20 protein-coding genes are annotated in these 24,530 nt (G+C 60.9%); 11 read left to right on the forward strand and 9 right to left on the reverse strand.

What is annotated here, in order from left to right; translation table 11 throughout:
• Window positions 1-132 precede the first annotated feature (132 nt).
• The 4 genes from acnA (at window position 133) to HNR55_RS08015 (ending at window position 6,378) form a co-directional block, all read left to right on the forward strand.
• The gene (gene acnA / locus HNR55_RS08000; protein ID WP_166113759.1) at window positions 133-2,826 is read left to right on the forward strand and encodes an aconitate hydratase AcnA; all 2,694 of its coding nucleotides are present in this window, start codon (window positions 133-135) and stop codon (window positions 2,824-2,826) included.
• A gap of 64 nt (window positions 2,827-2,890) precedes the next feature.
• The gene (locus HNR55_RS08005; protein ID WP_166113756.1) at window positions 2,891-3,652 is read left to right on the forward strand and encodes an amino acid ABC transporter ATP-binding protein; all 762 of its coding nucleotides are present in this window, start codon (window positions 2,891-2,893) and stop codon (window positions 3,650-3,652) included.
• Window positions 3,652-5,211, forward strand: coding sequence for an ABC transporter substrate-binding protein/permease (locus HNR55_RS08010; RefSeq protein WP_166113847.1), 1,560 nt, complete (start codon window positions 3,652-3,654; stop codon window positions 5,209-5,211). The genes HNR55_RS08005 and HNR55_RS08010 overlap by 1 nt, the downstream gene beginning before the upstream one ends.
• A gap of 249 nt (window positions 5,212-5,460) precedes the next feature.
• Entirely contained in the window at window positions 5,461-6,378 is a 918-nt protein-coding gene (locus HNR55_RS08015) for a LysR family transcriptional regulator (RefSeq protein WP_166113753.1), read from the forward strand.
• Between the two features lie 48 nt (window positions 6,379-6,426).
• Here HNR55_RS08015 and HNR55_RS08020 read toward each other — a convergent pair whose 3' ends face one another.
• From HNR55_RS08020 to HNR55_RS08030, 3 genes are read right to left on the reverse strand one after another with little or no spacing between them, the layout of a single operon-like run.
• Window positions 6,427-7,392, reverse strand: coding sequence for a hypothetical protein (locus HNR55_RS08020; protein WP_166113750.1), 966 nt, complete (start codon window positions 7,390-7,392; stop codon window positions 6,427-6,429).
• Between the two features lie 56 nt (window positions 7,393-7,448).
• Window positions 7,449-8,723 carry an AAA family ATPase gene (locus HNR55_RS08025; protein ID WP_166113747.1) on the reverse strand — a complete coding sequence of 425 codons (1,275 nt, stop codon included), beginning with the start codon at window positions 8,721-8,723 and terminating at the stop codon, window positions 7,449-7,451.
• On the reverse strand, window positions 8,720-9,307 hold the full coding sequence (locus HNR55_RS08030; RefSeq protein WP_166113744.1) for a hypothetical protein: 588 nt from the start codon (window positions 9,305-9,307) through the stop codon (window positions 8,720-8,722). Before HNR55_RS08030 ends, HNR55_RS08025 begins: the two co-directional genes overlap by 4 nt.
• 262 nt (window positions 9,308-9,569) lie before the next feature.
• Here HNR55_RS08030 and rimP point away from each other — a divergent pair, with 262 nt between their 5' ends.
• Genes rimP through rbfA form a run of 5 tightly spaced genes read left to right on the forward strand, consistent with a single transcriptional unit; the run spans window position 9,570 to window position 15,539 of the window.
• Window positions 9,570-10,148 (forward strand): ribosome maturation factor RimP, encoded by a 579-nt coding sequence (gene rimP / locus HNR55_RS08035; protein ID WP_242005496.1) that lies wholly within the window; start codon window positions 9,570-9,572, stop codon window positions 10,146-10,148.
• A 30-nt stretch (window positions 10,149-10,178) separates the two neighbouring features.
• A complete protein-coding gene (gene nusA / locus HNR55_RS08040; RefSeq protein WP_166113738.1) occupies window positions 10,179-11,726 on the forward strand; it encodes a transcription termination factor NusA in 1,548 nt (515 codons plus the stop codon).
• A 14-nt stretch (window positions 11,727-11,740) separates the two neighbouring features.
• On the forward strand, window positions 11,741-12,391 hold the full coding sequence (locus tag HNR55_RS08045; RefSeq protein WP_166113735.1) for an RNA-binding protein: 651 nt from the start codon (window positions 11,741-11,743) through the stop codon (window positions 12,389-12,391).
• Complete coding sequence (gene infB, locus HNR55_RS08050; RefSeq protein WP_166113732.1) at window positions 12,388-15,075, forward strand: translation initiation factor IF-2; 2,688 nt, start codon at window positions 12,388-12,390, stop codon at window positions 15,073-15,075. The genes HNR55_RS08045 and infB overlap by 4 nt, the downstream gene beginning before the upstream one ends.
• Window positions 15,072-15,539 (forward strand): 30S ribosome-binding factor RbfA, encoded by a 468-nt coding sequence (gene rbfA / locus HNR55_RS08055; protein WP_166113729.1) that lies wholly within the window; start codon window positions 15,072-15,074, stop codon window positions 15,537-15,539. The genes infB and rbfA overlap by 4 nt, the downstream gene beginning before the upstream one ends.
• A gap of 108 nt (window positions 15,540-15,647) precedes the next feature.
• Here the strand turns inward: rbfA and HNR55_RS08060 are convergent, their stop codons facing one another.
• A complete protein-coding gene (locus HNR55_RS08060) occupies window positions 15,648-16,109 on the reverse strand; it encodes an Lrp/AsnC family transcriptional regulator (RefSeq protein WP_086646187.1) in 462 nt (153 codons plus the stop codon).
• A 128-nt stretch (window positions 16,110-16,237) separates the two neighbouring features.
• Between HNR55_RS08060 and alr the strand changes: the two genes are divergently transcribed.
• Together alr and HNR55_RS08070 are read left to right on the forward strand one after the other, a co-directional pair.
• On the forward strand, window positions 16,238-17,383 hold the full coding sequence (alr, locus tag HNR55_RS08065; protein WP_373318107.1) for an alanine racemase: 1,146 nt from the start codon (window positions 16,238-16,240) through the stop codon (window positions 17,381-17,383).
• A gap of 29 nt (window positions 17,384-17,412) precedes the next feature.
• Window positions 17,413-18,669 (forward strand): D-amino acid dehydrogenase, encoded by a 1,257-nt coding sequence (locus HNR55_RS08070; protein WP_166113723.1) that lies wholly within the window; start codon window positions 17,413-17,415, stop codon window positions 18,667-18,669.
• Between the two features lie 115 nt (window positions 18,670-18,784).
• Here HNR55_RS08070 and HNR55_RS08075 read toward each other — a convergent pair whose 3' ends face one another.
• The 5 genes from HNR55_RS08075 to HNR55_RS08095 form a co-directional block, all read right to left on the reverse strand.
• Window positions 18,785-19,951, reverse strand: a complete 1,167-nt coding sequence (locus HNR55_RS08075) for an AGE family epimerase/isomerase (protein ID WP_166113720.1) — start codon at window positions 19,949-19,951, stop codon at window positions 18,785-18,787.
• Window positions 19,944-21,398: a D-glycero-beta-D-manno-heptose-7-phosphate kinase gene (gene rfaE1, locus HNR55_RS08080; protein ID WP_166113717.1), complete on the reverse strand. Its 1,455-nt coding sequence runs from the start codon at window positions 21,396-21,398 to the stop codon at window positions 19,944-19,946. Before rfaE1 ends, HNR55_RS08075 begins: the two co-directional genes overlap by 8 nt.
• A 37-nt stretch (window positions 21,399-21,435) precedes the next feature.
• The gene (rfaD, locus tag HNR55_RS08085; RefSeq protein ID WP_166113714.1) at window positions 21,436-22,449 is read right to left on the reverse strand and encodes an ADP-glyceromanno-heptose 6-epimerase; all 1,014 of its coding nucleotides are present in this window, start codon (window positions 22,447-22,449) and stop codon (window positions 21,436-21,438) included.
• A 212-nt stretch (window positions 22,450-22,661) separates the two neighbouring features.
• Complete coding sequence (locus HNR55_RS08090; protein ID WP_166113711.1) at window positions 22,662-23,828, reverse strand: nucleotide sugar dehydrogenase; 1,167 nt, start codon at window positions 23,826-23,828, stop codon at window positions 22,662-22,664.
• Between the two features lie 160 nt (window positions 23,829-23,988).
• Window positions 23,989-24,489 carry a hypothetical protein gene (locus HNR55_RS08095; RefSeq protein ID WP_166113708.1) on the reverse strand — a complete coding sequence of 167 codons (501 nt, stop codon included), beginning with the start codon at window positions 24,487-24,489 and terminating at the stop codon, window positions 23,989-23,991.
• Between the last annotated feature and the right edge of the window lie 41 nt (window positions 24,490-24,530).

Genomic DNA, 24,530 nt, shown 5'->3' on the forward strand with positions numbered 1-24,530 from the left:
TAGCCCCAACGGGATATCAAGCCGGTTGTCCGAAGAGCGGACACGCACGCAACGCCGTGCGGAACAATACGGAACACAACGGTGTCCTGAACGCATCACCAGCCATCGGCTGTGATCGGGGAGAAAGCGACGATGAAATCGGTTGGCCACGACTCACTCAAAACAGGCCGCACCCTTGAGGTTGACGGCAAGACCTACCACTATTTTTCCATTCCCGAAGCGGCAAAAACCATTGGCGACGTAAGCCGCCTGCCGGTTTCGCTCAAGGTTCTGCTGGAGAACATCCTTCGGTTCGAAGATGCGCGCTCCTACAGCGTGGAAGACGCCAAATCCATTGCTGGCTGGCTGCCCAAGGGCAGCAGCTCCAAGGAAGTGCCCTTCAAGCCTTCGCGCATTCTCATGCAGGACTTCACGGGGGTTCCCGGTGTTGTGGACCTTGCAGCCATGCGCGACGGGATTGTCAACCTCAAGGGCGACCCGCAGAAGGTCAACCCGCTGGTGCCGGTCGACCTTGTGATCGACCACTCCGTGATGGTGGACTTTGCCGGGACCGATGAAGCCCTGCAGGAAAACATCACCCTTGAGTTCGAGCGCAACGCGGAACGCTATGCCTTCCTGCGCTGGGGCCAGGAAGCGTTTGAGAACTTCTCCGTGGTGCCGCCCGATACGGGCATCTGCCATCAGGTGAACCTTGAATACATCGCGCAGGTGGCATGGACCGCCAACGTGGGTGGCAAGGATTACGTGTACCCCGATTCGCTTTACGGCACGGACAGCCACACGACCATGATCAATGGTCTGGGCGTTCTGGGCTGGGGTGTTGGCGGGATCGAAGCCGAAGCCGCCATGCTGGGCCAGCCCATTGCCATGCTTATCCCCGATGTGATCGGCTTCAAGCTGGTTGGCAAGCTGCCTGAAGGGGCTACGGCCACCGATCTGGTGCTGACCGTAACCCAGATGCTCCGTAAAAAGGGCGTTGTTGGCAAGTTTGTGGAATTCTTTGGCCCGGCTCTGGACCACCTGCCCGTTGCCGACCGTGCCACCATTGCCAACATGGCCCCCGAATACGGCGCAACCTGCGGCTTCTTCCCCGTGGACGAACTGACGCTGGACTTCCTGCGCCAGACCGGCCGTGACGAACACCGCATTAAACTGGTCAAGGAATACCTGCAGGCGCAGGATATGTTCCGCACCGAAAAAACGCCCGAACCCGTGTTTACGGATGTGCTGGAACTGGACCTGAGCACGGTTGTGCCGTCTCTGGCTGGCCCCAAGCGTCCGCAGGACCGCGTGGAACTGAAGAACGCCACCGCCGCGTTTGAAAAAGAACTGACCTCCTCCCTTGGTGTTCCCGCAGCCGAAGCCAACAAGAAGGTTCCGGTCGCTGGCACCAATTACGAGCTGGGCAGTGGCGATGTGGTCATTGCGGCCATTACCTCGTGCACCAACACCTCCAACCCGGCGGTGCTGATTGCTGCTGGTCTGGTGGCCCGCAAGGCACGCGCTCTGGGCCTGACCCCCAAGCCGTGGGTCAAGACCTCGCTCGCACCCGGCTCGCAGGTTGTGACCGACTACCTCAACCGCTCCAACCTGACCGCAGACCTGGACTCCATGGGCTTCAACACGGTTGGTTACGGCTGCACCACCTGCATCGGCAACTCCGGCCCGCTGCCCGGCAACATTGTGGACGCGATTGAAAACAACAATCTGGTTGCTGTTTCCGTCCTGTCCGGCAACCGTAACTTTGAGGGGCGTATTTCCCCCAACGTGCGCGCCAACTATCTTGCCAGCCCGCCGCTGGTGGTTGCCTACTCGCTGCTGGGCACCATGCGGCAGGATATTACCACAGCCCAGCTTGGGACTTCCAAGGATGGCAAGCCGGTGTACCTGAAGGACATCTGGCCTTCCAACAAGGAAATCGCTGACCTGATCGCCTCGTCCATCACGCGCGAAGAGTTCATCAAACGCTACGCCAACGTGGGCAAGGGCACCAAGGAATGGCAGGGCCTCAAGGTTGCCACCGGGTCCGAAACCTACAAGTGGGACCCCAAGTCCACCTACGTGCAGGACCCCCCGTACTTCAAGAACATGGCGGTTGAGCCCACGGCTCCGGGCAACATCAGCGGTGCGCGTATTCTGGCCCTGCTGGGTGATAACATCACCACCGACCATATCTCCCCCGCTGGTTCCATCAAAAAGGACAGCCCTGCTGGCCGCTACCTGATCGAACACGGTGTGGAACCCAAGGACTTCAACTCCTACGGGTCCCGTCGCGGGAATGACCGGGTGATGGTGCGCGGCACGTTCGCCAACATCCGTATCAAGAACGAAATGGTGCCGGGCACCGAAGGGGGCTATTCCAAGCACTACCCCGACGGCAAGGAAGGCGCGATTTACGACGTGGCCATGGAATACAAGGAAGCGGGCGTGCCGCTGGTTGTGTTCGGTGGCAAGGAATACGGCATGGGCTCCTCGCGCGACTGGGCTGCCAAAGGCACCCTGCTGCTGGGCGTCAAGGCCGTGATCGCGGAAAGCTTTGAACGTATCCACCGTTCCAACCTTGTGGGCATGGGCGTTCTGCCCCTGCTGTTCAAGGAAGGCACAACCCGCCAGACCCTGGGTCTGAAGGGGGATGAAGTGATCAGCATTTCCGGAATTGACAAACTCACGCCCCGTATGGACGTGATTATGACAATTACAAGAAATGACGGTTCCAAGCAGGAAGTACCGCTGCTTTGCCGGGTCGATACTCTGGACGAGGTAGAGTATTATAGGCATGGTGGCATCCTTCAGTACGTCTTGCGAGGGATGACGAAAGCTGCCTGAGAACCTATCCGTTCAAGGTGAACGTCTTAATGCCGGCCCGGTGCAAACCGGGTCGGCTTTTTCTATGAATGACCCCGTGGTTCTGAGTGCGGAACGGTTGCACAAGGACTTTGGCGAAGGGGAAGTCCTGTGTGGCGTATCCATGCAGGTTCGCAAGGGGGAGCTGGTGTCCATCATCGGTCCTTCGGGTTGCGGCAAATCCACCTTTCTGCGGTGTCTCAATTTTCTGGAAATACCCGACCGTGGCACGGTAACGGCCATGGGGGTGACCATTGCGCGCAATGGCGGCCCGTGGCGTAGCGCGGATGAGCATATGGCCCATCGGCTGCGGACCCATGTGGGCATGGTGTTCCAGAGTTTTAATCTGTTTCCGCACCTGAGCGTGCTGGATAATGTGATGCTGGCTCCCCGTGTAGTCAAAGGCGGTAATGCCGAAGCCGACCGGGAAGAGGCCATGGCCCTGCTGGAAAAAGTGGGGCTGGACAAGGTGGCGCAGCGTTACCCTGTTTCGCTCTCTGGCGGTCAGCAGCAGCGTGCGGCCATTGCCCGCGCTCTGGCCATGCGGCCCGAGATCATGCTGTACGACGAACCCACCTCCGCTCTGGACCCCATTGTGGCCGAGGAGGTGCTTAACGTCATGCGCACACTCGATGATGAGGGCATGACCCAGATTATCGTGACCCATGACATGCGCTTTGCCGAAGTCGCGTCCGATACGGTGGTGTACATGGACGGCGGGCATGTGATTGAGGCCGGTCCGCCAGAAGTCCTGTGCGTGAACCCCGAACATGAACAGACCCGCCGCTTTATGAGGACCGTCCTGTGATGAAGACCGCACAGCCCCGCCCTCGCCGCCTGCTGGGTGTCCTGTCTAGCCTGTTTGCAGCGCTGCTGGTGCTGGCAGCCGCCCCCGGCGCAGCCCCGGCCGCCCATGCGCAGAGCAGGCCGTTCCACTGGGCCGCCGATTCCTCGGCCGATGTGCCCTACACGTTCCATGACCTCAAAGACCAGAGCAAGCTGACGGGCTTTGAATATGACCTGATGCAGGAACTCAGCCGCCATATGGGCGCGCCGCTGGACTTCATCAACAACGACTGGGACGGGCTTATTCCCGGCCTGCAACGTGGCCTGTACGACATGGTCATCTGCGGGATCGAGATGACCGATGAACACGCTGAAGGCATTGACTTCAGCATCCCCTATTACGTGACCTCCGAACGGCTGGTGGTGCGCCGCAAGGGCAGGCAGTTCACCACACTGGCGGACCTTGAAGGGCATAAGGTTGGTACGATCAAGGATACGCAGGCCGAGCGTATGCTGACCAACAACACCAAAATATCCCTGAGCACCTATGACGAAGAAACAGATGCCTTCATGGATCTGGTCAATGGGCGCACGGATGCCATCCTGATCGACGGCCCCATTGCCAAATATTATGGGGACACCAACCCCGCCCTGCATATTGTGGGCGAGCCCATCGGCCGGGTGCAGTACGGTATTGCCTTTGCCAAGGGCAAGAACACGGAACTGCGCGAGCGGGTGAACGCAGCACTACTGGCCATGCAGCAGGATGGCAGCCTGCACCATATTCTGGTGCGCTGGGACCTGTGGACGCCAGAAATGGCGCAGCTCACCAACGACCACACCCAGCCCAACGTAACCCCTGCGGCATGGAACAACTATGTGGCCGAGTTGCAGGGCAAGGGCGGGTTGCGCGTCAAGCTTGAGCGTTATGCCGGTTTTGTGCCTCAACTCGTCAAGGCGGCAGGGCTGACCCTGCTGGTCTCTCTCTGCGCCATGGTTGTTGCGGTTGCACTGGGGCTCGGGCTTGCGCTGCTGCGCCTGTATGGTCCGCGCCCGCTGGCATGGTTTGCCACAACCTATGTGGAACTCGTGCGTGGCACGCCGCTGCTTATACAGGTGCTGTTCATTTTTTATGGCCTGCCTGAATTTGGCATCAGCATGTCTCCCTTTGTGGCTGGTGTGGTCAGCCTTGGGCTGAACTACGCGGCGTATGAGGCGGAAAACTACCGGGCCGGTCTGCAATCCGTGGCCCATGGGCAGATGGAAGCAGCCCTTGCCCTGAACATGACCCACCCGCAGGCCCTGCGTTATGTGCTGGTGCCGCAGGCGTTCAGGCTGGTCATGCCGGTCATGACCAACGACTTTATTTCCCTGCTCAAGGATTCGTCTCTGGTCAGTGTGATCACCCTGACAGAACTGACACAGACCTATATCCGCCTGTCCTCTGCCTATTTTGACTATTTTGGCACGGGGCTGATGGTCGGTGCCGCCTACCTGCTGCTGGGTCTGCCCTTTGTGCGTCTGGCGCGTCTGGCGGAAAAACGCCTTGCCATGCCGCATACCCGCCACCGTCAGGGGTAAGGGGTTGCGGTCGTGCTCATGACGTGAATGCGTTATGGGCATGGCCGCTTCTTGTTCAGTCCATGTTGTATCAAACCTGACCTTGCGGCAATAAGGACAGTGATAAGCTCGTAGCCTGACACAGCATGCTGGTTACAGGGCGGGATGGTTTGTGGCCATGTTTTCGGCATACTCGGAACTGTCTTGCCTGTTGTTGTCGGCAGCACTGGAGAGGGCTAGCCGCCTACACAGGAAACGGTGCCGACCTCCATGGATCTTCTTTCCGCACTTCACAGTTTTGTGCGTGTTGCCGCTACAGGCTCATTTTCCGCCGTCTCGCGCGAGACGGGGGTCAGCCAGCCAACAATTTCGCGCCATATTGCCTTGCTGGAGGCGCATTACGGCACCACGCTGTTTGCGCGTACCACCCGCAGCCTGACCATGACCGAGGATGGTCGCAGCCTGCTCCCCCATGCCTATGAAGTGCTGGAAATACTGGAAACGGCAGAAACCGTTCTGGGCCGCAGGCGTGCTTCGGTTTCCGGTCTTGTGCGGCTGGGCGTGACCACCGCCTTTGGCCTGTGCCTGACCCGCAGGATGGGCGAACTGCTGGACCGCCACCCCGACCTGTCGGTGGAAGTGGTCATGCGCGACTCGTTTGGAGACCTGGTGGAAGAAGGGCTGGACCTGGCCGTACGCGTGGGCGAAATTGCCGAAGGCACGCTCATCGCGCGCAAACTGGGGCTGGTGCACAAGTGGCTGGTGGCGTCTCCCGCCTGCCTGCAACGCCACAACATGCCCGAGCACCCCCGCGCGCTCACCGAATACCCCGGCGTTGTCTATAATTACGGTTCCAGCCGTCTGGACTGGAATTTTGAGCGGGATGGGGAGGAAAGCGTGATTGTCCCTACCGCCGTGTTTCGCGCCAATAGCAGCGAAGCCGTGATGTATGCGGTGGAAGCGGGCATTGGTGTTGGTCTGCTCCCCGCTTTTCAGGTGCGGGATGCGGTGGCCAATGGGCGTTTGGTCCGCCTGTTTGCGGACTGGAACATTCCCGGCCTGCCTTTTTACGTCGTGCATACCGGCCCGCGTACCCTGCCACTGCGGACCCGCACGGTTATGGATTTTCTGGTCGAGGTTTCAGCCGACCTGCTGCGCGATGGCGGGGCCTTATCCCCCGTTCTGTAAAGGGACAAAATGGGGCAGGCCATGGTCTGTAGTCATGGCCTGCCCGACCTAGCCGTGAAAGGCCGGGTCCATGGCTTCCGCCGGGGGGGGAGCGTTCGGCGTCAGCTTGTTTTCAAACCCACGCTGGAGCGTGGGCACCCAGCCGCGTAGCCAGCCATTGGTGCGTTGCACAAAATCCGTGACCGCAGCCGAGTCGGTCATGCCCGCGCGGGACCAGTTCTCCGGCTCGCCGGGCACACGGCGGGTCCCGGCTCCGGCCGGGCTGAGCAGCGTATGCACGCTCATAAAATCCACGCCCGTGCCGGATTTGCTTTTTTCCACCAGATTCCAGCCTGCATCGACCAGAATAGGGGGCAGGTCAAAGCCCATGATGGTCAGGCGCTGTACGGCGGGGGGAATGTACATCTGGTCACTCAGGAGTGCCTGCAGGGGTTCGTTGGAAGTCAGGAACAGGTTGTTCACCACCCGTATGGGGGTGGTCATCCAGCATATGCTCCGGTTGCCGTCCTGCGGGGCTGCCTCGTTCATGAAGTTGAAGGAACTGTGGCATTGCGCCTGAATCATGGTCATGGCGGCAAGGGGAAGGGACTGGGTGGTGGCCTGCGCAATGATCAGCCCGGTGACAATGCCCTGAGCGGAGCGGACATAAAGTGTCGTCAGTACTTCCCCGTGGGCCACATCGTCCTGAAAGTTCACAACCGGGTGCCATTTGCCCGCAGGCAGGGGAAGCTGCCGCCCGGCAAAAACAACCGAGCCTTCAAACTGCGCATCCATGGGGGGGATGGAAACCGTGCGCTGGTCCTCATCAGGGTGCAGCGCATCACTCGCCTCGGTGCCGCCGAGGGAGGAGGGGAGCATGTGCCGAATCCTGCTGCTGAGCGCGCCATAGCCCGGCACGCTGGAGGTTAGCCACGGTGCGGGGAACAGAACGGACAGTGTGCCGCATACGCCTGCGGTTATCAGTGCTGCGCGCCATAACGGGGCACGGTGCCACAGGCGGGTAAAAGCGGTCATGCGGTAGCCTTGGTTGTGTGGGCGGCGTCAGGGAGCGGCTTGGCCGGGGTGGCGGGTTAGGGGGTCAGGCGGGCATGTAGCCCGTCATCACGGTTGTCGGCCACTTTGGCGACAACCGTGCCATCGTCCTCCTTGACCAGCCGGACCATGGTGGCCCCCTGCTGGCGGGCAATAATAAGGGACTCGCTGATCATGTCCTCAATGGAGCGGACCAGATCACGCGCGGAGGCCGCATCCCCCATGCGGCTCTGGCGGCGCATGACATCGACCAGCAGGGAGGCGTCAATCCCGCTGGTTTCCACCTTCAGGCCGTAGCCTTCGATCATGGCTTCAATTTCCAGCGCGCCAACACGGGCAATATCCAGCCCACGCAGGGCGCGGAAGACAAAAATACGGTCCAGACGGTTCAGCACTTCGGGGGCAAAGCCAGCCTGACGCAGGGCCTCGACCGATTCGGCACGCATGCGGTCGGGGTCATCATGCAGGCGGTCGGCAATTTCGGTCAGGGCATCGGTGGCAATGTTGGAGGTCAGCACAAAAATGGCCCGCACGGTGGAAATCTGCTGCCCGGTGGAGGCCTCGGTAATGTGGCCGTCGTTCCATGCGGTCAGGAACTTCTTGAACACATCGGGGTGGGCTTTTTCAATTTCGTCCAGCAGCACCACGGCGTCGGGCTTTTCCTTCAGCCCGCCGGTCAGCTTGCCGTAGGTGTCCGAGCCGACATAGCCCTTGGGCGAACCAAAAAGCTGGGTGGCGGCGTGGGGGCTGCTCATCTGCGTCATGTCAAAATGCAGCAGGGGGCGTTCGAGCTGGCGGGCCATCTGTTTGGCCAGATAGGTTTTGCCCGTGCCCGGAGGCCCGGCGAGCAAAAAGATGCCAACCGGCTTGCCACGCACCTGTAGCGCCAGACGGCGGCGGAGCTGGACGGCAATATCCTCGCACACCTGATCCTGCCCGATCACGCGGGCACGCAGGTTTGCGGCCAGTTCCTCGGCGTCTATGGTGGTTTCGCGCTTTTCACGCGCAAGCATTTCTTCCAGTTCGGCGCGATTGGTCAGTCTGGCAAGAACGTCCATGATGAACCCCCGTCGGCGTAGTAGCCCTTTGCGGGCCAGATGTTCGGCCCGAGTTTCAAACAGCAGTCCCGCAACACTCAGCACAAGGCCGGATGCCGCCAGAACAGGCCAGGCAGATGCACACCATTGCAGCACATGGGCCACGGAATGCAGGGAAAGATGCAGGCTGAGCGCGATCTGGATGCTGGCGAGCACCAGAAAAATCACCATCATCAGCGGCATCAGCCGGTTTAGTGCGGGGAGCAGACCCTTCATTGCGCGATCACCGTAAGTGCAAGGGTATCCCCCTGTTTATAAAGAACGGGCAGGGGCATGGGGCCAAAAACCGTTATGGCGCCACTGCCGATCCCCGCCGGGCCGGGCGGGGCTGTGGGGATAATGTCCACATGCCCGCTCATGCTTATGGGCAGGATAACCGTTGTGGGTCTGGCCGTAAGCCCCACACTCTGCTGCCATGGGCCGCAGACAAGGGTAATCATGCCGCCAGCCCCGGTGGCATCATAGACCGGCATGGCCACCAGCCGCACATCCCGCCGTTTGACAGCGGCCAGAATATCCGCCTGCTGCTGGGCGGAAAAGCTGGAGCCCGCCAGTGCCTGCGCCGCATTCTGCGGGGCAATCACATTAAGGGGCAACCCCATGCGCTGGGAGTCGTTGCCAGTGGCGGACTCGGCACCCAGAGCCGGGCCGGAGGTGTTTTTGCCTGCGCCATAAAAATGCAGCCCTGCCCCCGCCATAAGTACGCAGGCCGCCATGCCAATAAGCCCGAGCCGCAGATTGGGGGATTTTTCAGCCGTCTGGGGCTGAGGCTGCCATGCCGGGTCCGGCTTGTTCTGCATGATAACGGTCAGCCTCCTTAGCCTTGGTAGTGGAGCGTTGCAGATATGTCGCAGCCAAAGCAATAAAAGCACGTCTGTGGGTTGGCGCAATGCGCAAAACTGGTCCTGCGATAATTTATTTTTTATGGTCAGCCGTGCACAAACAGGGGGGAGGTGGTTTCTGCCCTTGCAGTCTGTGCCTTTGTGGACTAGACAAAGCATCATCCTTCTCAATTTGAATGACGTTTCGGGGGGTGGCCTTAGAAGGGCCGCCTTTTTTGCTTTGGACAAAGATATTTCTGCCCATTCCGGCCTTGAGGGCCGCCTGCTCGCACTGATTGCCCCTGCCGTAGAGGAAATGGGGTACGAGATCGTGCGCGTGGCAGTGCTTGGACGTGAGCGCCCTACGGTGCAGATCATGGCCGACCGGGCGGACGGAATGTTGATCAATGTTGAGGATTGTGAGCGGATCAGCCACGCGGTAGGCGCTGTGCTGGACGTGGAAGACCCCATTCCGGGGGCATGGACGCTGGAAGTGTCCTCCGCCGGAATTGACCGCCCGCTCACACGTGCCAAGGACTGGACCCGCTTTGCAGGGCATCAGGCCAAGGCGGAAGTTCTGGTCCCCATTGAAGGGCGGCGTCGTTTTGCCGGTATTTCTCTGGGGTCTGATGGAACAGTGGCCCGTATGCGCCTGGATGACGGCACGGAAGTGGCTCTGCCACTGGCCGAAATCCGCAAGGCGCGACTGGTGCTGACCGATGCGCTGATTGAAGACAGCGCCCGTATGGTACAGCCTGCAACGGATGCAGGTGTGGAGCAGGATGGCACAAAAGAGCCGCCTGCTTCCAGGGTACATTGATAAAGCTGCCTGTTTTGGAGAGCTGAGAACATGGATACCTCCGTTTCCCGTCCTGAACTGCTGCTGGTGGCAGACGCTGTTTCACGCGAAAAGGGCATTGACCGTGAAGAGGTTCTGGAGGCCATGGAGCAGGCCATCCAGAAGGCTGGCCGCGCCAAATACGGGCACGAAAAGGACATTCGCGCCACAATCGACCGCCGTTCGGGCGAGGTTCGCCTCTCCCGCTGGACGGAAGTTGTGGATCAGGTGGAGAATGAGGATGCACAGATCTCTCTCTCCATCGCCCGCAAGTTTCGCCCCGAAATTCAGGTTGGCGAATATCTGATCGACCCGCTGCCCCCGATTGATTTCGGGCGTATTGCGGCCCAGACCGCCAAGCAGGTTATTGTGCAGCGCGTGCGTGAATACGAACGCAAACGCCAGTACAATGAGTTCAAGGACCGCGTGGGCGAGATCGTCAACGGCACCGTCAAACGGACCGAATACGGCAACCTGCTGGTTGAAATCGGTTCCGCCGAGGCGCTGCTGCGCCGCGATGAGCTGATCCCGCGTGAGACGTTCCGTAACTCCGACCGCGTGCGCGCCTACATCTATGATGTGCGTGATGAGCCGCGCGGCCCGCAGGTTTTCCTGTCCCGCACGCATCCGGCCTTTCTGGCCAAGCTGTTTGCGCAGGAAGTCCCTGAAATTTACGACGGGATCATCGAAATCAAGGCCGTGGCCCGTGACCCCGGCTCCCGCGCCAAAATGGCCGTGATCTCGCGCGATGCCTCCATTGACCCGGTCGGGGCCTGCGTTGGTATGCGCGGCTCGCGCGTGCAGGCTGTTGTGGCCGAACTGCAGGGCGAAAAAATCGACATTATCCCCTGGAGCCCGCAGGCCGCGACCTTTGTGGTCAACGCTCTGGCTCCGGCTGAAGTCAGCAAGGTGGTGATGGACGAGGAAGCCGGGCGTGTTGAAGTTGTGGTGCCGGATGACCAGCTCTCCCTTGCCATTGGTCGGCGCGGGCAGAACGTGCGTCTGGCCAGCCAGCTGACCCGTTGGGACATTGATATCCTGACCGAAGCGGAAGAATCCGAACGCCGTCAGGAAGAGTTCCGTCGCCGCAGCGGCCAGTTTGTCGAAGCACTGGACGTGGATGACGTGATTGCTGGCCTGCTGGTGACCGAAGGCTACCATAGCATCGAGGAACTGGCTTTTGCCGACCCCGATGAACTGGTGGGCATTGAAGGCTTTGACGACTCGGTGGTGCAGGAACTGGTCCAGCGCGCCGAAGGCCATCTTGTCCGGCAGGAAGAAAAGCTGGATGAGCGCCGTCAGGAGCTTGGTGTTACTGACGATATCGCAAATATGGGTGTGTTCACCAACCAGATGCTTGTGACTCTGGGCGAAAAGGGTGTAAAAACTCTGGACGACCTCGGTGACCTGGCTGGCGATGAGCTGGTCGAAATTCTGGGGTCGGATGCCATAGAAGAAGACGCCGCCAATGAGATCATCATGGCAGCGCGTGCGCACTGGTTTGAGGGTGAAGAGGGTGCAACCCCTTCCTCCACGCCAGAAGGCGGGGCAGGCGTCTGAGGCCTTGATACAGGGTGGGTGGTGATTTCTTGCCAGCAGCAGAAGAGAAGGGCAGCCTCCGCAGGTGCGCAGTCACGCGGGAGGAAGGCATTCCGGCTCAGATGGTGCGGTTTGTTATCTCACCCTCATCCATAGTCGTCCCTGATTTGGACGCGCGTCTGCCGGGACGGGGAATATGGTTGAGTGCCCGCCGGGATGTGATAGAACAGGCCAGCAAACGCGGCGTGTTCGCACGCTCCGCGCGGATGCAGGTCAAGGTGCCGGAAGATCTTCTCTCTCAGGTGGAAGTGGGTCTGCACCGGCGGATGGTAGAAGTGGTTGGGCTTGCGCGCCGCGCTGGTCAGGCCATTAGTGGCTTCGTTAAGGTGCGCGAATGGGTTATGCAGCGTCGTGCTGCTGTTATCGTTCACGCATCGGACGGAAGCAGGGAAGAACTGGACCGCCTGATTTCAGGCGGGCGGGATATTCCTGTCGTGGATGCGTTGTCGTCTGAAGAACTGGCTAAGGTTTTCGGGCGTGAACGTGTTGTGAATGTGGCGCTGGCGGCCGGCGGGCTGGCTACGCGTCTTTGTTGTGAAAACAGACGTTTTGCGGGGGTGGCCGTTGGCGATCCCCGGGTCTGCCGGACCTTTCCGGCGGATGGGTGTGAACAGGCGGGTCAATGAGCGAAGGCAAGGATCAGGATCAGGGTAAGGGGCGTTTGTCCCTTCGGCCGGCAGGGCGTCCGGAGGTCGGACGGACGGTTGATGCCGGGTCCGTGCGGCAAAGTTTCAGTCATGGCCGTTCAAAGGTCGTGCAGGTGGAAGTGCGTAAAAAACGTGGTCCGTCCCCGGCTGGCGCTGGTGGGCGCTCCGGCGGTTCCCGTGCAGGTGGCGGCCGTACCCTGACCGCAGCCGAACTGGCCATGCGCCAGCGCGTGCTTCAGGAACAGAAGCAAGAGGCGGAAGACGCCGAACGGCGTGATGCCGAGCGGCGCGAAGCCGAGAAGATTCGTATTCTTTCCGCCGCCGAGGAAGCGCGCCGGAAGGAAGAGGAAGACAGACGTCTGGCTGAAGAGCGCGCCGCTGAAGAAGCCGCAGCGACCGATGCCGAGCGCAAGGCCCGCATTGACGCGATCAAGCCGATCGAGGTCAAGGCACCTGTCGTGTCTGCCGTGCCAATCCCCGGTGAAGTTACACTCGCACCTCCTGCGGGGCGTCTGCGCCCGCTGGCTGAACGTGCGATCATGCCTGCCAAGCCGCTCAAGCCTGCTGCTCCTGCACGCACGCCTGCTGCTGCTACCGCTGCGGCTCCCGCGGCGGAAAAGGACGTCACTGCCGCCCAGACCCTGCGCCTGCGCAGCGGTCGTGGTACGGAAGGCGAGGAAGAACAGCGCCGTGGCCCAGCCCGTAACAAGGCCGTGCCGCCCCGCAAGAACAGCAGCGGCCGCAAGGGTGAGACCGGCGGTGGCCGCCGCGCAGGCCGGATTGACGTGCAGGCCGCGATTGAGGGGGATGACGACAAAACCCGCTCGCTCGCATCCGTACGCCGCCAGCGTGAGCGTGAACGCCGTCAGGCCGAACTGGAACGCCTGCGTTCCGACCAGGTCAAGGTCGTGCGTGACGTGATCCTGCCCGAAACGATTACGGTGCAGGAACTGGCCAACCGTATGGCCGCCCGTCAGGGTGAAGTGATCAAGGCGCTCATGAAAATGGGTGTTATGGCCACCGTAACCCAGAGCATTGATGCCGATACGGCGGAACTGGTGGTGGAAGAATTCGGCCACCGCGTACGTCGCGTTTCCGAAGCGGATGTGGAACTGGGTATTGAGGGCGTGGAAGACACGACCGAAGATATGCTGGCCCGTCCGCCTGTGGTGACCATCATGGGGCATGTCGATCACGGCAAGACCTCCCTGCTGGACGCCCTGCGCACAACGGACGTGGCAGCGGGTGAAGCCGGTGGCATTACCCAGCATATCGGTGCTTATCAGGTTACACTGGAATCCGGTGCCAAGATCACCTTCCTTGACACACCCGGACATGAGGCCTTTACGGCCATGCGTGCCCGTGGCGCGTCCATTACGGACGTGGTGGTGCTGGTGGTTGCCGCCGATGACGGCGTGATGCCGCAGACGATCGAGGCCATCAAGCACGCCAAGGCTGCCAATGTGCCCATGATCATTGCCATCAACAAGATGGACAAGCCCGGCGCCAAGCCTGACCGTGTACGTCAGGACCTGCTGCAGCACGAGATCGTGGTCGAATCCATGGGTGGTGACGTGATGGACATTGAAGTGTCCGCACGCCAGCGCACAGGGCTGGACAAGCTGGAAGAAGGCATTCTGCTTCAGGCGGAAATTCTGGAACTTCAGGCCAACCCCGACCGTGCAGCCGAAGGTGCCGTGATTGAAAGCCGTCTGGACCGTGGTCGCGGTTCCGTGGCGTCCGTGCTGGTGCAGAAGGGTACGCTGCGCAAGGGTGACATTGTGGTTGCCGGTTCAGAATGGGGCCGTGTGCGCGCTCTGGTTGATGACCGCGGTCGTCAGGTGGAAGTGGCTGGTCCGTCCATGCCGGTGGAAATTCTCGGCCTGTCCGGGGTTCCCGCTGCTGGTGCGCCGTTTGTGGTCGTGGAAAACGAAAACCGTGCCCGTGAGATTTCCGAGTTCCGCCAGCGCAAGCTGAAGGAACATCAGGTGGCCGGGCAGGTTGCGGCCCGCGGCACGCTTGACCAGATGCTGGCCCGTATTCAGGCCGGTGTGCAGAAGGAAGTCTCCGTCCTGATCAAGGCGGACGTGCAGGGTTCGGCCGAAGCACTGCAAACCACGGTGCTCAAGCTGGCTAACGAAGAAGTGGGTGTGCGCGTTCTCAACGCCTCGGTTGGTCAGATCACGGAAAGTGATGTGCAGCTTGCCAAGGCGTCGGATGCGGTCATTATTGCCTTTAACGTGCGTGCAACCTCTCAGGCGCGGCTGCTGGCCCAGCGTGAAGGGGTGGACATCCACTACTACTCCATCATCTATCAGGTGGCGGACGACGTGGAACTGCTCGTACGGGGCAAGATGGCGCCCAAGCATCGTGAAAAGTTCCTTGGCTACGCCGAAATCCGCAAGGTTTTCGAAATCAGCAAGGTTGGCAAGGTGGCCGGTTGCTTCGTGACCGATGGCGTTGTCAAACGTGGCTGTGGCGTGCGTCTGCTGCGTGATGGCGTGGTGATCCATGAAGGGGATCTGAGCCAGCTCAAGCGCTTCAAGGACGACCAGAAGGAAGTGACCAAGGGTTACGAATGTGGTCTTTCCTTTGCAGGCTACAACGATCTGCGCGAAGGCGATGTGGTGGAATGCTTTGAAAGCGAGTTAATTCCAGCATGAGTCGTCGCCACGGATCAGGCAGTAAAACAGGGGGACCGGCAGACTATCTTGCCGGTTTTTCCTCATCTGGAGGCCCATCGCAGCGGCAGTTGCGGGTAGGCGAAGAAGTGCGGCGCGTTCTGGCTGAGCTGTTTGCGCGCACCACCTTCCGCGACCCGGACCTGTCCGATGTTGCCATTACCGTGACCGAAGTCCGGCTTGCGCCAGACTTCAAACATGCCACTGTTTTTGTCACACGGCTGGGGCGCAGCGATGTTGCGGCCCTTCTGCCGGGGCTTAAGCGGGTGGCTCCGTGGCTGCGCACCCAGCTTGCTCACAAGCTGAGCATACGCACGGTGCCCGAACTGCACTTCCAGCCCGATACGGCGCTGGATACAGCCATGCATGTGGATTCGCTCCTGCGCCTGCCAGAAGTCCAGCGTGACCTTGGCAAAGCAGGCAACGACCAGCCGGATGAAGACTAAGGTCTGGCTGGCAGCCTGTCATGGCAAAGAGCTTTTTAAAAACCTGCCGGGGGAAACTCTGGTAGGTTTTTTTGAACCTGCACCTGAGCCTGAACCTGAACCTGAACCTTATCCGCCCGTCTGTGCTTTTTCCTGCTGAACAACAGGGCGGATGGCAAAATTGCTTTGAATGCGCACAACACCGGGCATGCGGGATAATTCCTCCTTATGGATGCGCTCGTAATCCTGCATGTCGCGCGCTTCCACCCGGAGCAGGTAGTCGGCGTCTCCCGTCATCAGGTAGCATTCCTTTACGTCGGGACATTCGCGGATACGACTTTCAAAGCGGCGGAGGCATTCCTCTGTCTGGCGTTCTAGGGTGATCTGCACAATCACCGTGGCCACAGGGGGGGCATTGCGGCGGGCGATAATGGCCTGATACCCGCGTATAACCCCTTCTTTTTCCAGCATTTTCACACGCCGCAGGCAGGCCGAGGGGGAAAGCCCTATACGCTCGGCCAGTTCGGCGTTGCTCAGGCGGCCATCATGGCGCAGGTGGCGGAGAATGGCCTCGTTAATGCGGTCTGGCATGATCTGTCTTTAGTGGCCTTTTGGCGCAATATTATGCAAAAATAAAAAGCGAACGCCCCAATCATGCACCACAATGGCAGGATATGCCATAAAGAGTGGGGTAAAATTCTGATACCGTAACAGAACGGATAGATGTCGTGACCCAAGCTCCCACCCCCTTGCACGCTGGCTGGCCCGCACAACGCGCCGGAGCGGTGCTGAGCGTTAATCTGGATGCGGTAGCCCATAATTACCGCCTGCTTCGGGCCCGTGTGTCCAACGCGGTGTGCGCGGCTGTGGTCAAGGCTGATGCCTATGGGCTGGGAGCGGCACAGGTTGCCCCCGCGCTGGCGCAGGCCGGGGCCACGCAGTTTTTTGTTGCCCATGTGGACGAGGGGCTGGCCCTGCGCCCGCATGTTGGGGAACAGGTGGGTATTACCGTGCTGCACGGCCCCCGGCCCGATGCGGTGGAGGCCTGTCTGGCGCATGGGCTGCGCCCGGTGCTGAACAGTGTGGAGCAGATTGGCTGGGTCCGTGCGGTGGCGCAGGCGCAGCAGCGGCGCGTGGGTGTTGTGCTGCAACTGGATACGGGCATGTCCCGCTTTGGCCTGTCCGCGCAGGATGTGGCGGATATTGCCGCCAACCCCGCCGTGCTGGACGGGTTGGATGTGCAACTGGTCATGAGCCATCTGGCCTGTGCGGATGAGCGGGCAAACCCTGCCAACGCGGAGCAGGCGGCCCGTCTTGTGGCCTATGCCGCCCGGTTGCCGGTTTCTGCCCCGCTCAGCCTTGCCGCATCCTCCGGGGTATTTCTGGGACCGGATTACCATTTTGGCCTCGTGCGTCCCGGTGCCGCACTCTATGGCGTGGCCCCCCAGCCGGGCGAGCCAAACCCCCTGCGCCCGGTTGTGGGGCTGAAGGCGCATGTATTGCAGACCCGTACCCTCAGCAAAGGGGACCGGGTCGGTTACGGGCTGACATGGCGGGCTGAAGGCCCATGCCGTGTGGCGACCATTGGCGTAGGCTATGCGGATGGTTTTGTGCGCGCCCGTGCCAACGGCCTTGTGTGGTTCGGGGGGCAGCCCCTGCCCATACTGGGCCGTATTTCCATGGATTCCATGACCGTGGATGTTTCCGCCATTCCGCCGGGCCAGCTTGAGGCCGATGGCATGGTGGAACTGCTGAACGAAACATACGGCGTGGACGACGTGGCCCGCGCTGAAGGAACGATCGGCTACGAAGTCCTGACATCGCTCGGGCATCGCTATCATCGCAATTATACACGGACTGCCTGAGGGCAGAGCAGCAGGGAAAGAGTGAGATCATGAAGGTTCTTGTTCTGGGTAGTGGTGTTGTGGGTGTCACAACCGCCTGGTATCTGGCGCAGGCAGGGCATGAGGTCACGGTTGTGGACCGCCAGCCCGGTGCCGGGCTGGAAACCAGCTTTGCCAATGCGGGGCAGGTGTCCCCCGGTTATTCCTCCCCTTGGGCGGGGCCGGGTATTCCGCTCAAGGCGGCCAAATGGCTGTTCATGAAGTACAGCCCCTTTGTGTTCTGGCCCATGCCCGACCCGCATCTGTGGAAGTGGCTGGTGCAGATGCTCGAAAACTGCAACACCCCCGCCTATGACCGCAACAAGGGCCGCATGGTGCGTCTGGCTGAATACAGCCGCGATGTCATGTGCGACCTGCGGCGCGAAACCGGCATTACCTATGATGACCGCCAGCAGGGCACCTTGCAGGTCTTTCGCACCCAAAAGCAGATGGACGGCATTGCGCAGGATATTGCCGTGCTCAGGCAGTACAACGTACCGTTTGAAGAACTGAATACCGCCCAGTGCGTACAGGCCGAGCCGGGTCTTGCGCCTTCGGCTGGCAAAATCGTGGGTGGCCTGCGCCTGCCGGGGGACGAGACGGGCGATGCCTTCATGTTCTCCCAGCGTCTGGCGGAAATGGCCGCAGCCGCGGGTGTGACCTTCCTGTACAACACCGATATCCGCGCAATCCGGAGTGAGAGCGGGCGGGTCAGCGGGGTGGAAACATCACGCGGGGTGCTGAATGCTGAGAGCTATGTGCTGGCACTTGGCAGTTTTTCCCCTGCTCTTGTGCGGCCTCTGGGGCTGGACCTGCCGATTTACCCGGTCAAGGGCTATTCCCTTACGGCGGATATTACCGATGCGGCGCGCGCCCCGGTTTCCACCATTATGGATGAAACCTTCAAAATCGGCATTACCCGTCTGGGCGACCGTGTGCGCATTGGCGGCACCGCGGAACTGGCGGGCTTTAGCACCCGCCTGCGTGCGCCACGGCGGGCCACGCTGGAACATTCGGTAACAGACCTGTTCCCCGACTGCTGCAACGTACCCGCAGCCCAGTTCTGGACCGGCCTGCGCCCCATGACACCGGATGGCACCCCCATTATCGGCCGCACGGGGCTGGATAACCTGTACACCAATACGGGCCATGGCACGCTGGGCTGGACCATGGCCTGCGGGTCTGCCCGCGTGCTGGCGGATATTATGTCCAACCGCAAGCCAGATATTGCCTATGAGGACCTGAACCTGTTCCGCTACCGGCCCTGAGCCTGAGCCTGAGCCTGAGCCTGAGCCTGAGCCTGTAGTGGCCCTTGCGGCACAGGCTTAAGGGCCGGGTGTTTTTGCCCTCTTCCCATGCCCGGTCGGGTTGCTGCTTGAGTGTTCAGGTGTGTTCGGGTGGGGGCAGGTGAGCTTTTGCCGCACCATAAATATGGTAGAGCGAGCTTGCTGGCATGTGGTCCACCGCTGGTGTGCCGTCTGGCCCCATGCGGTCGATCCAGCCGCCGTGCAGGTGTGCGGGGGCAAAATCTGCAAAAAATAAGCGGGTCAGGTCGGTTTGCAGTCGGCTGTCTTCCGCAGTGCTGCCTCCTTCTGCCTGCCTGCATGCCAGCAGGCGGAGCAGCTCGGTCTGGGGCCAGATGCGGGTGCCGGTCTGGGTGAGCGTGCCGTCATCCATCATGCCGTCCCGCACAAGCCGGTGGGTCACACCATGCCGCCTGCCGGACTGGTAAAGATGTTCGGCCACATGGCGCAGTGCTGGTACGGCCTTATCGGTGGGGTTGAGGCGCGTATAGGCGCCAAGCAGCCATGCCCACTCAAACAGGTGCCCCGGTTCCACCGGGTTCTGGCCGTATGCGTGGCTGGGTGTCCAGTCGGGGCCAAAAAATTCCAGCAACAGACCCGAACGCGGGCTGATAAAGCGCTCGTGCGCCAGAGTGACCAGAGATTGCGCGCGGTCGAGGTAAAACTGGTCCGCCGTGGCCTCAAAAAGTGCGAGATACGCTTCCAGCAGGTGCATGTGCGGGTTCTGGCGGCGGGTGGCATCTGGTGCGGGCACGGCATCGGCAAAGCCGCCGTGGGGAGCATGGAAAATGCTTTCCACCTCCAGCACGGTTTTTTGCGCAACCGCAAGCAGTGCGGGCTCCCCGCTCAGGCGGTAGGCCCATGCGTAGGCAAACAGGATAAAGGCGTGGGCATACAGGTCGCGCACGGTGCTGGAAGGGCGGCCATCTGGCCCGATGGCAAACACCCAGCCCGGCTGGCCATCGGTCTGCCAGTAGCGGGCCTGCACTGTGGCCAGAGCGTGCAGGGCGTTGTCTGCCGCGTTAAAAACACCATCCAGCCGGGCTTGGCAGAAGGTGGCAATCTGGCGGGCCTGCACCATAAGGCGCAGATGCGGCAGGGGCAGTGGGGTGGCATCAAACGCCAGCCGCTCGTGGTACAGGTGGCGGGTGGGGTCGTAGCCTGCGCTGCTCCATAAGGGGAGCGCCTTAAGGGCCAGCCATGCGGCCCATGGCGGTGTGCCGGGCTGCGCCGTATGCTCAGACATTGGAAGGTTTGGCGTGCGGTGCGTTCATTTTCCGGACCAGATTGCTGGTTGAACAGCCCGCGACCAGCGAGACCAGTTCCACCCGCCCCCCGGCGGCCTTGACCACATCGGCCCCGACTACGGTATCCTCTGTGTAATCCGCCCCTTTAACCAGCACATCGGGCTGGAGGGCGGTAATCAGCTCCAGTGGGGTGTCTTCTTCAAAAATGACCACCATGTCCACGTCGCGCAGGGCGCGGATCACCGTGGCGCGCGCCATTTCGTCCTGCACGGGGCGGGTTGGGCCCTTGAGCCTGCGGACGGAGGCATCGCTGTTAATGGCCACCACCAGCTTGTCCCCCAGTTGTGCCGCAGCATGAAGGAGGGAGACATGCCCCGGATGCAGCAGGTCAAAACAGCCATTGGTGAACACAACGCTGGCCCCGTGCTGGTGCCACCGGCGCATGACCGCGCAGGCCTGTGGCCATGTGGCGATCAGCCCCGTATCGGGGTTGTCTTCCTTGAGCTCCTCGGCCAGCTCGGCGCGGGTAACGGCGGCGGTGCCCAGCTTGCTGACGGCAATGGAGGCCGCCACCGTGGCAATGACAATGGCGGTATCCAGGTCCTGCCCGGCGGAGAGCACGCTGCCAATGGTGGCGACCACCGCATCCCCGGCCCCCGAGACATCATACACCTCGGACTTGCGGGCGACCTGATGGCGGATATGTCCGTTACGCTGCCACAGGGTCATGCCCTCTTCGGAGCGGGTGATCAGCACATCGCCCCCGAACTGGGCGGAGGCCGCCTGAGCCGCGTGTTCCACCTCTGCGTTCGTGTGCAGGGGCAGGCCGGTGGCCACGGCCATTTCTGCCCGGTTGGGGGTTATCAGGCTGGCGCCACGGTATGCGGCAAAGGTCTTGCGCTTGGGGTCCACAATAACGGGAATATTTTTGGCCCGTGCATGCCCGATAACGGCCTGTAGCACCGGCTCGGACAGAACACCCTTGGCGTAATCCGAGCAGATCAGCACGTCTGCCTCATCCAGTGCGGCAATGCAGTGCGCGATCAGGCTGTTCCGGGTGGCGGGGGAAAAGTCGATAATGGTTTCATCATCAATGCGCACGATCTGCTGGTGCCCGCTGACAACCCGCATTTTGGAAATGGTCGCCCAGCCCGGTTCAGCCACAAGGCCGTGCACGTCTATGCCGGGCCATGCGGCAAGGGCGTTGCGCAGGGTCTGGGCGTTTTCATCCTGCCCGACAACGCCAATCAGGCTGACCCTACAGCCCAGTGCCGCGGCATTGACGGCCACATTGGCGGCCCCGCCGGGTACGGCACTCTGGCGGGCCTTGCGCAGTACCGGCACGGGGGCCTCGGGCGAGATCCGCTCCACCGCGCCAAAAACATACTGGTCCAGCAGCAGGTCGCCGATAACAACAAGCCGTCCGAATTCAAAATTTTCAATCATGGATGCTCATGCTCGCGGGGGGCGGGGGGTATGGCGGTCATGGTGTGTGGTCTGGCCGGGTGCGCAGCAGGTGGTGCACATAGTCGGCCACACCATCGGCCACATTGTCCAGTGCTACGGTGCACCCGGTGGCGCGCAGGGCGCGCATGTCCGCCTGTGTGTAGCACTGGTAGCGACCACGCAGCGTGTCGGGGAAGGGAACATACTCCAGTAGGCCGGTGCGCACCATTTCGGCCCGGTCCAGCGGGGGCAGGCTGCGCGCGGCGCGCACGGTGTTCACGACTGTTGTGGCAACATCATTAAACGGCTGTGCCTTGCCTGTGCCCAGGTTGAACACGCCGCTATGCCCGGGGTTGTCAAAGAACCAGAGCTTGGTGGCCACCAGATCCTTGACCGCAATAAAATCGCGCATCTGCTCGCCCGGCTGGTACGGTCCGTATTCCCCAAACAGGCGGACGCGCCCTTCGGCCATGAACTGGTTGAAGTTGTGGAACGCCACGGAGGCCATGCCGCCCTTGTGCTGCTCGCGCGGGCCATACACGTTAAAGTAACGGAAACCCGCAACCTGCGTGCTCAGCCCGGGCAGGGCGCGCCTGACCACCTGATCAAACAGCAGTTTGGAATAGCCATAGACGTTGAGCGGTTTTTCGTTGGCGGGGGCTTCGGTAAAGGTGGTGGACGCGCCATAGGTGGCCGCACTGGAGGCGTAGAGCAGGCGGGTGCCCGTGTTCTGGCAGTAGGCCAGCAGTTTTTTGCTGGGTTCGTAATTGCTGGCCATCACGTAGCGGCCATTGCGCTCGGTGGTGGAGGAGCAGGCCCCTTCATGAAAAATCGTGTCTATTGGCCCGTAATGGCCAGCACTCAGGGCGTCGTAGAACGTGTCCTTGTCCACGTAGTCGCTGATCGCAAGGTCGGCCAGATTAAGCGCCTTGTCGCCGTTGGTCAGGTTGTCCACGGCAATAATGTCCGTCAGCCCGCGCTGGTTGAGGGCATGGATGATGTTGCTGCCAATAAACCCGGCACCCCCGGTGACAATAAGACGTCTGGCCATATCAGCACGGCACCATGTGCTCGGGGGGAGGAACGGTTACGGTCATAGGCGCCAGCTCTGGGTTCTGTGTCTTTGCACGGTGGTTCAAAACAGCGGACGCGCCCATGGTGCTTCCAGCCGCAGCCGATACTAATTGCACAGGCATGAACAGGCAAATACAACCCCGCCGCCCCTACTCGCGGCGGGGGTGCCGGGGTGTGCTCGGGTGGTGGTCAGTCGCTGCCGAACAGGTCGCGGGTGAACACGCGGTCCTTTACATCAGCCAGTTCGGGGTGGTGGCGGTTGCTGACAATAATGGACGACACAGCCTTGAACTCATCCAGATTGCGCAGCACGCGCGAGCCAAAGAACTGTTCTTCCGCCATGGCGGGCTCATAGACCACAATCTCGATCCCCTTGGCCTTGAGCCGCTTCATGATCCCCTGAATGGAGCTTTGCCGGAAGTTATCGGATGCCGTTTTCATGGCCAGCCGGTAAATGCCGACCACCTTGGGCTGCATGGCCAGAATCTGGTCGGCCAGAAAATCCTTGCGGGTGCGGTTGGCGTCCACAATGGCGCGGATCAGGTTCTGGGGGACCTGCATGTAGTTGGCCAGAAGCTGTTTGGTGTCTTTGGGCAGGCAGTAGCCGCCATAGCCAAAGGAGGGGTTGTTGTAATGCTGGCCTATGCGCGGGTCGAGGCAGACACCCTCAATAATCTGGCGGGTGTCCAGCCCACGGGCCAGTGCGTAGCTGTCCAGTTCGTTAAAAAAGGCCACGCGCATGGCAAGGTAGGTGTTGGCAAACAGCTTTATGGCTTCGGCCTCTGTGGCTTCGGTAAACAGCAGGGGCACGTCTTTTTTGATCGCCCCTTCAAGCATAAGGGCGGCAAAGCGTTCGGCCCGGGCGCTGCGTTCCCCCACAATAATGCGCGACGGGTAGAGGTTGTCATACAGTGCGCGGCCTTCGCGCAGGAACTCGGGGGAAAAAATGACCTGCCCGGTGTTCAGCTCCGCGCGGACCTGGTCCACAAACCCGACCGGAATGGTGGATTTGATCACAATGGTCGCCTCGGGGTTGAGCGCGCTGACACGGGCAATCACATCCGTTACGGAGGATGTGTCAAAGTAGTTTTCCTGCGCATCATAATTGGTCGGGGTGGCAATGATGACAAAGCTGGCATCTTGGCAGGCTGCGGTCAGGTCTGTTGTGGCACTCAGGCTGAGTGGCCTGTTGTGCAGGTAGTCCTCGATCTCGGTATCAATAATGGGGGAGACCCGGTTATTCACCTTGTGGACCCGCCCGGCATCCACATCCACGGCCATTACGTCATGGTGCTGGGCCAGCAGAATGGCGTTGGACAGGCCAACATACCCAAGACCGACAACTGCAATTTTCATGGTGTTCTTTCCCCCACACCCTGCGTGATCGGGGCATATTGTCCCGGTGCGTCAGGGCGTTGCAATACATGAGCGGCCAAAATCCGTCACGCTGTTTTGCAGGGCACGGCGCAGCGGCATGCACCGGAGAGGGGCACGGACGTGGGGGGGCAGGCCCGCCCTAGTGAGCCTGCACGCGCAGGCGGAATGTTGCCGGGCGTGGAGGTATGACGGTTTTTTTGGAAATAACCAGATACTCATGCGGGTACCGGCCCAGTCTGATGGTGCGCATATGGGCCTTAAGGGCCAGCAGGGCTTCAAACGAGTGGGGGTGGTAGTCGGCTATTGTCTCTTCACGCCCTACAATCAGGGTGGAATCCGCAAAGGTGATCAGCAGGCAGTGCCGGGTATTTTGCAGGAAAAGGTGGTTTTTCCCCTGAGCAAAATATCCGCTCAGATGTTCGCGGGTTTTGGCAAACAGGTAATAGGCGGGTTTGTAAAAGGTTCTTCCCTCTTTTTCTTCCGTGGTCATGATCAGGAACGAGTAGCTTTGCGCGGGCGGGGGAACAAGGACATGGCTGGTGGCAAGGCCACGCAGGCCATATTCCAGCCGGGACACCAGAACATCCAGAAGTTCATAAACAAATCGGAATATATTGTAATGGTATGTCATGTCTGTCATGGCGGCATCGGATGCGGAGCGGGAATGATGAAGCGGGAATG

Source organism: Acetobacter lovaniensis (genome assembly GCF_014207635.1).
GTDB classification, from domain to species: Bacteria; Pseudomonadota; Alphaproteobacteria; order Acetobacterales; family Acetobacteraceae; genus Acetobacter; species Acetobacter lovaniensis.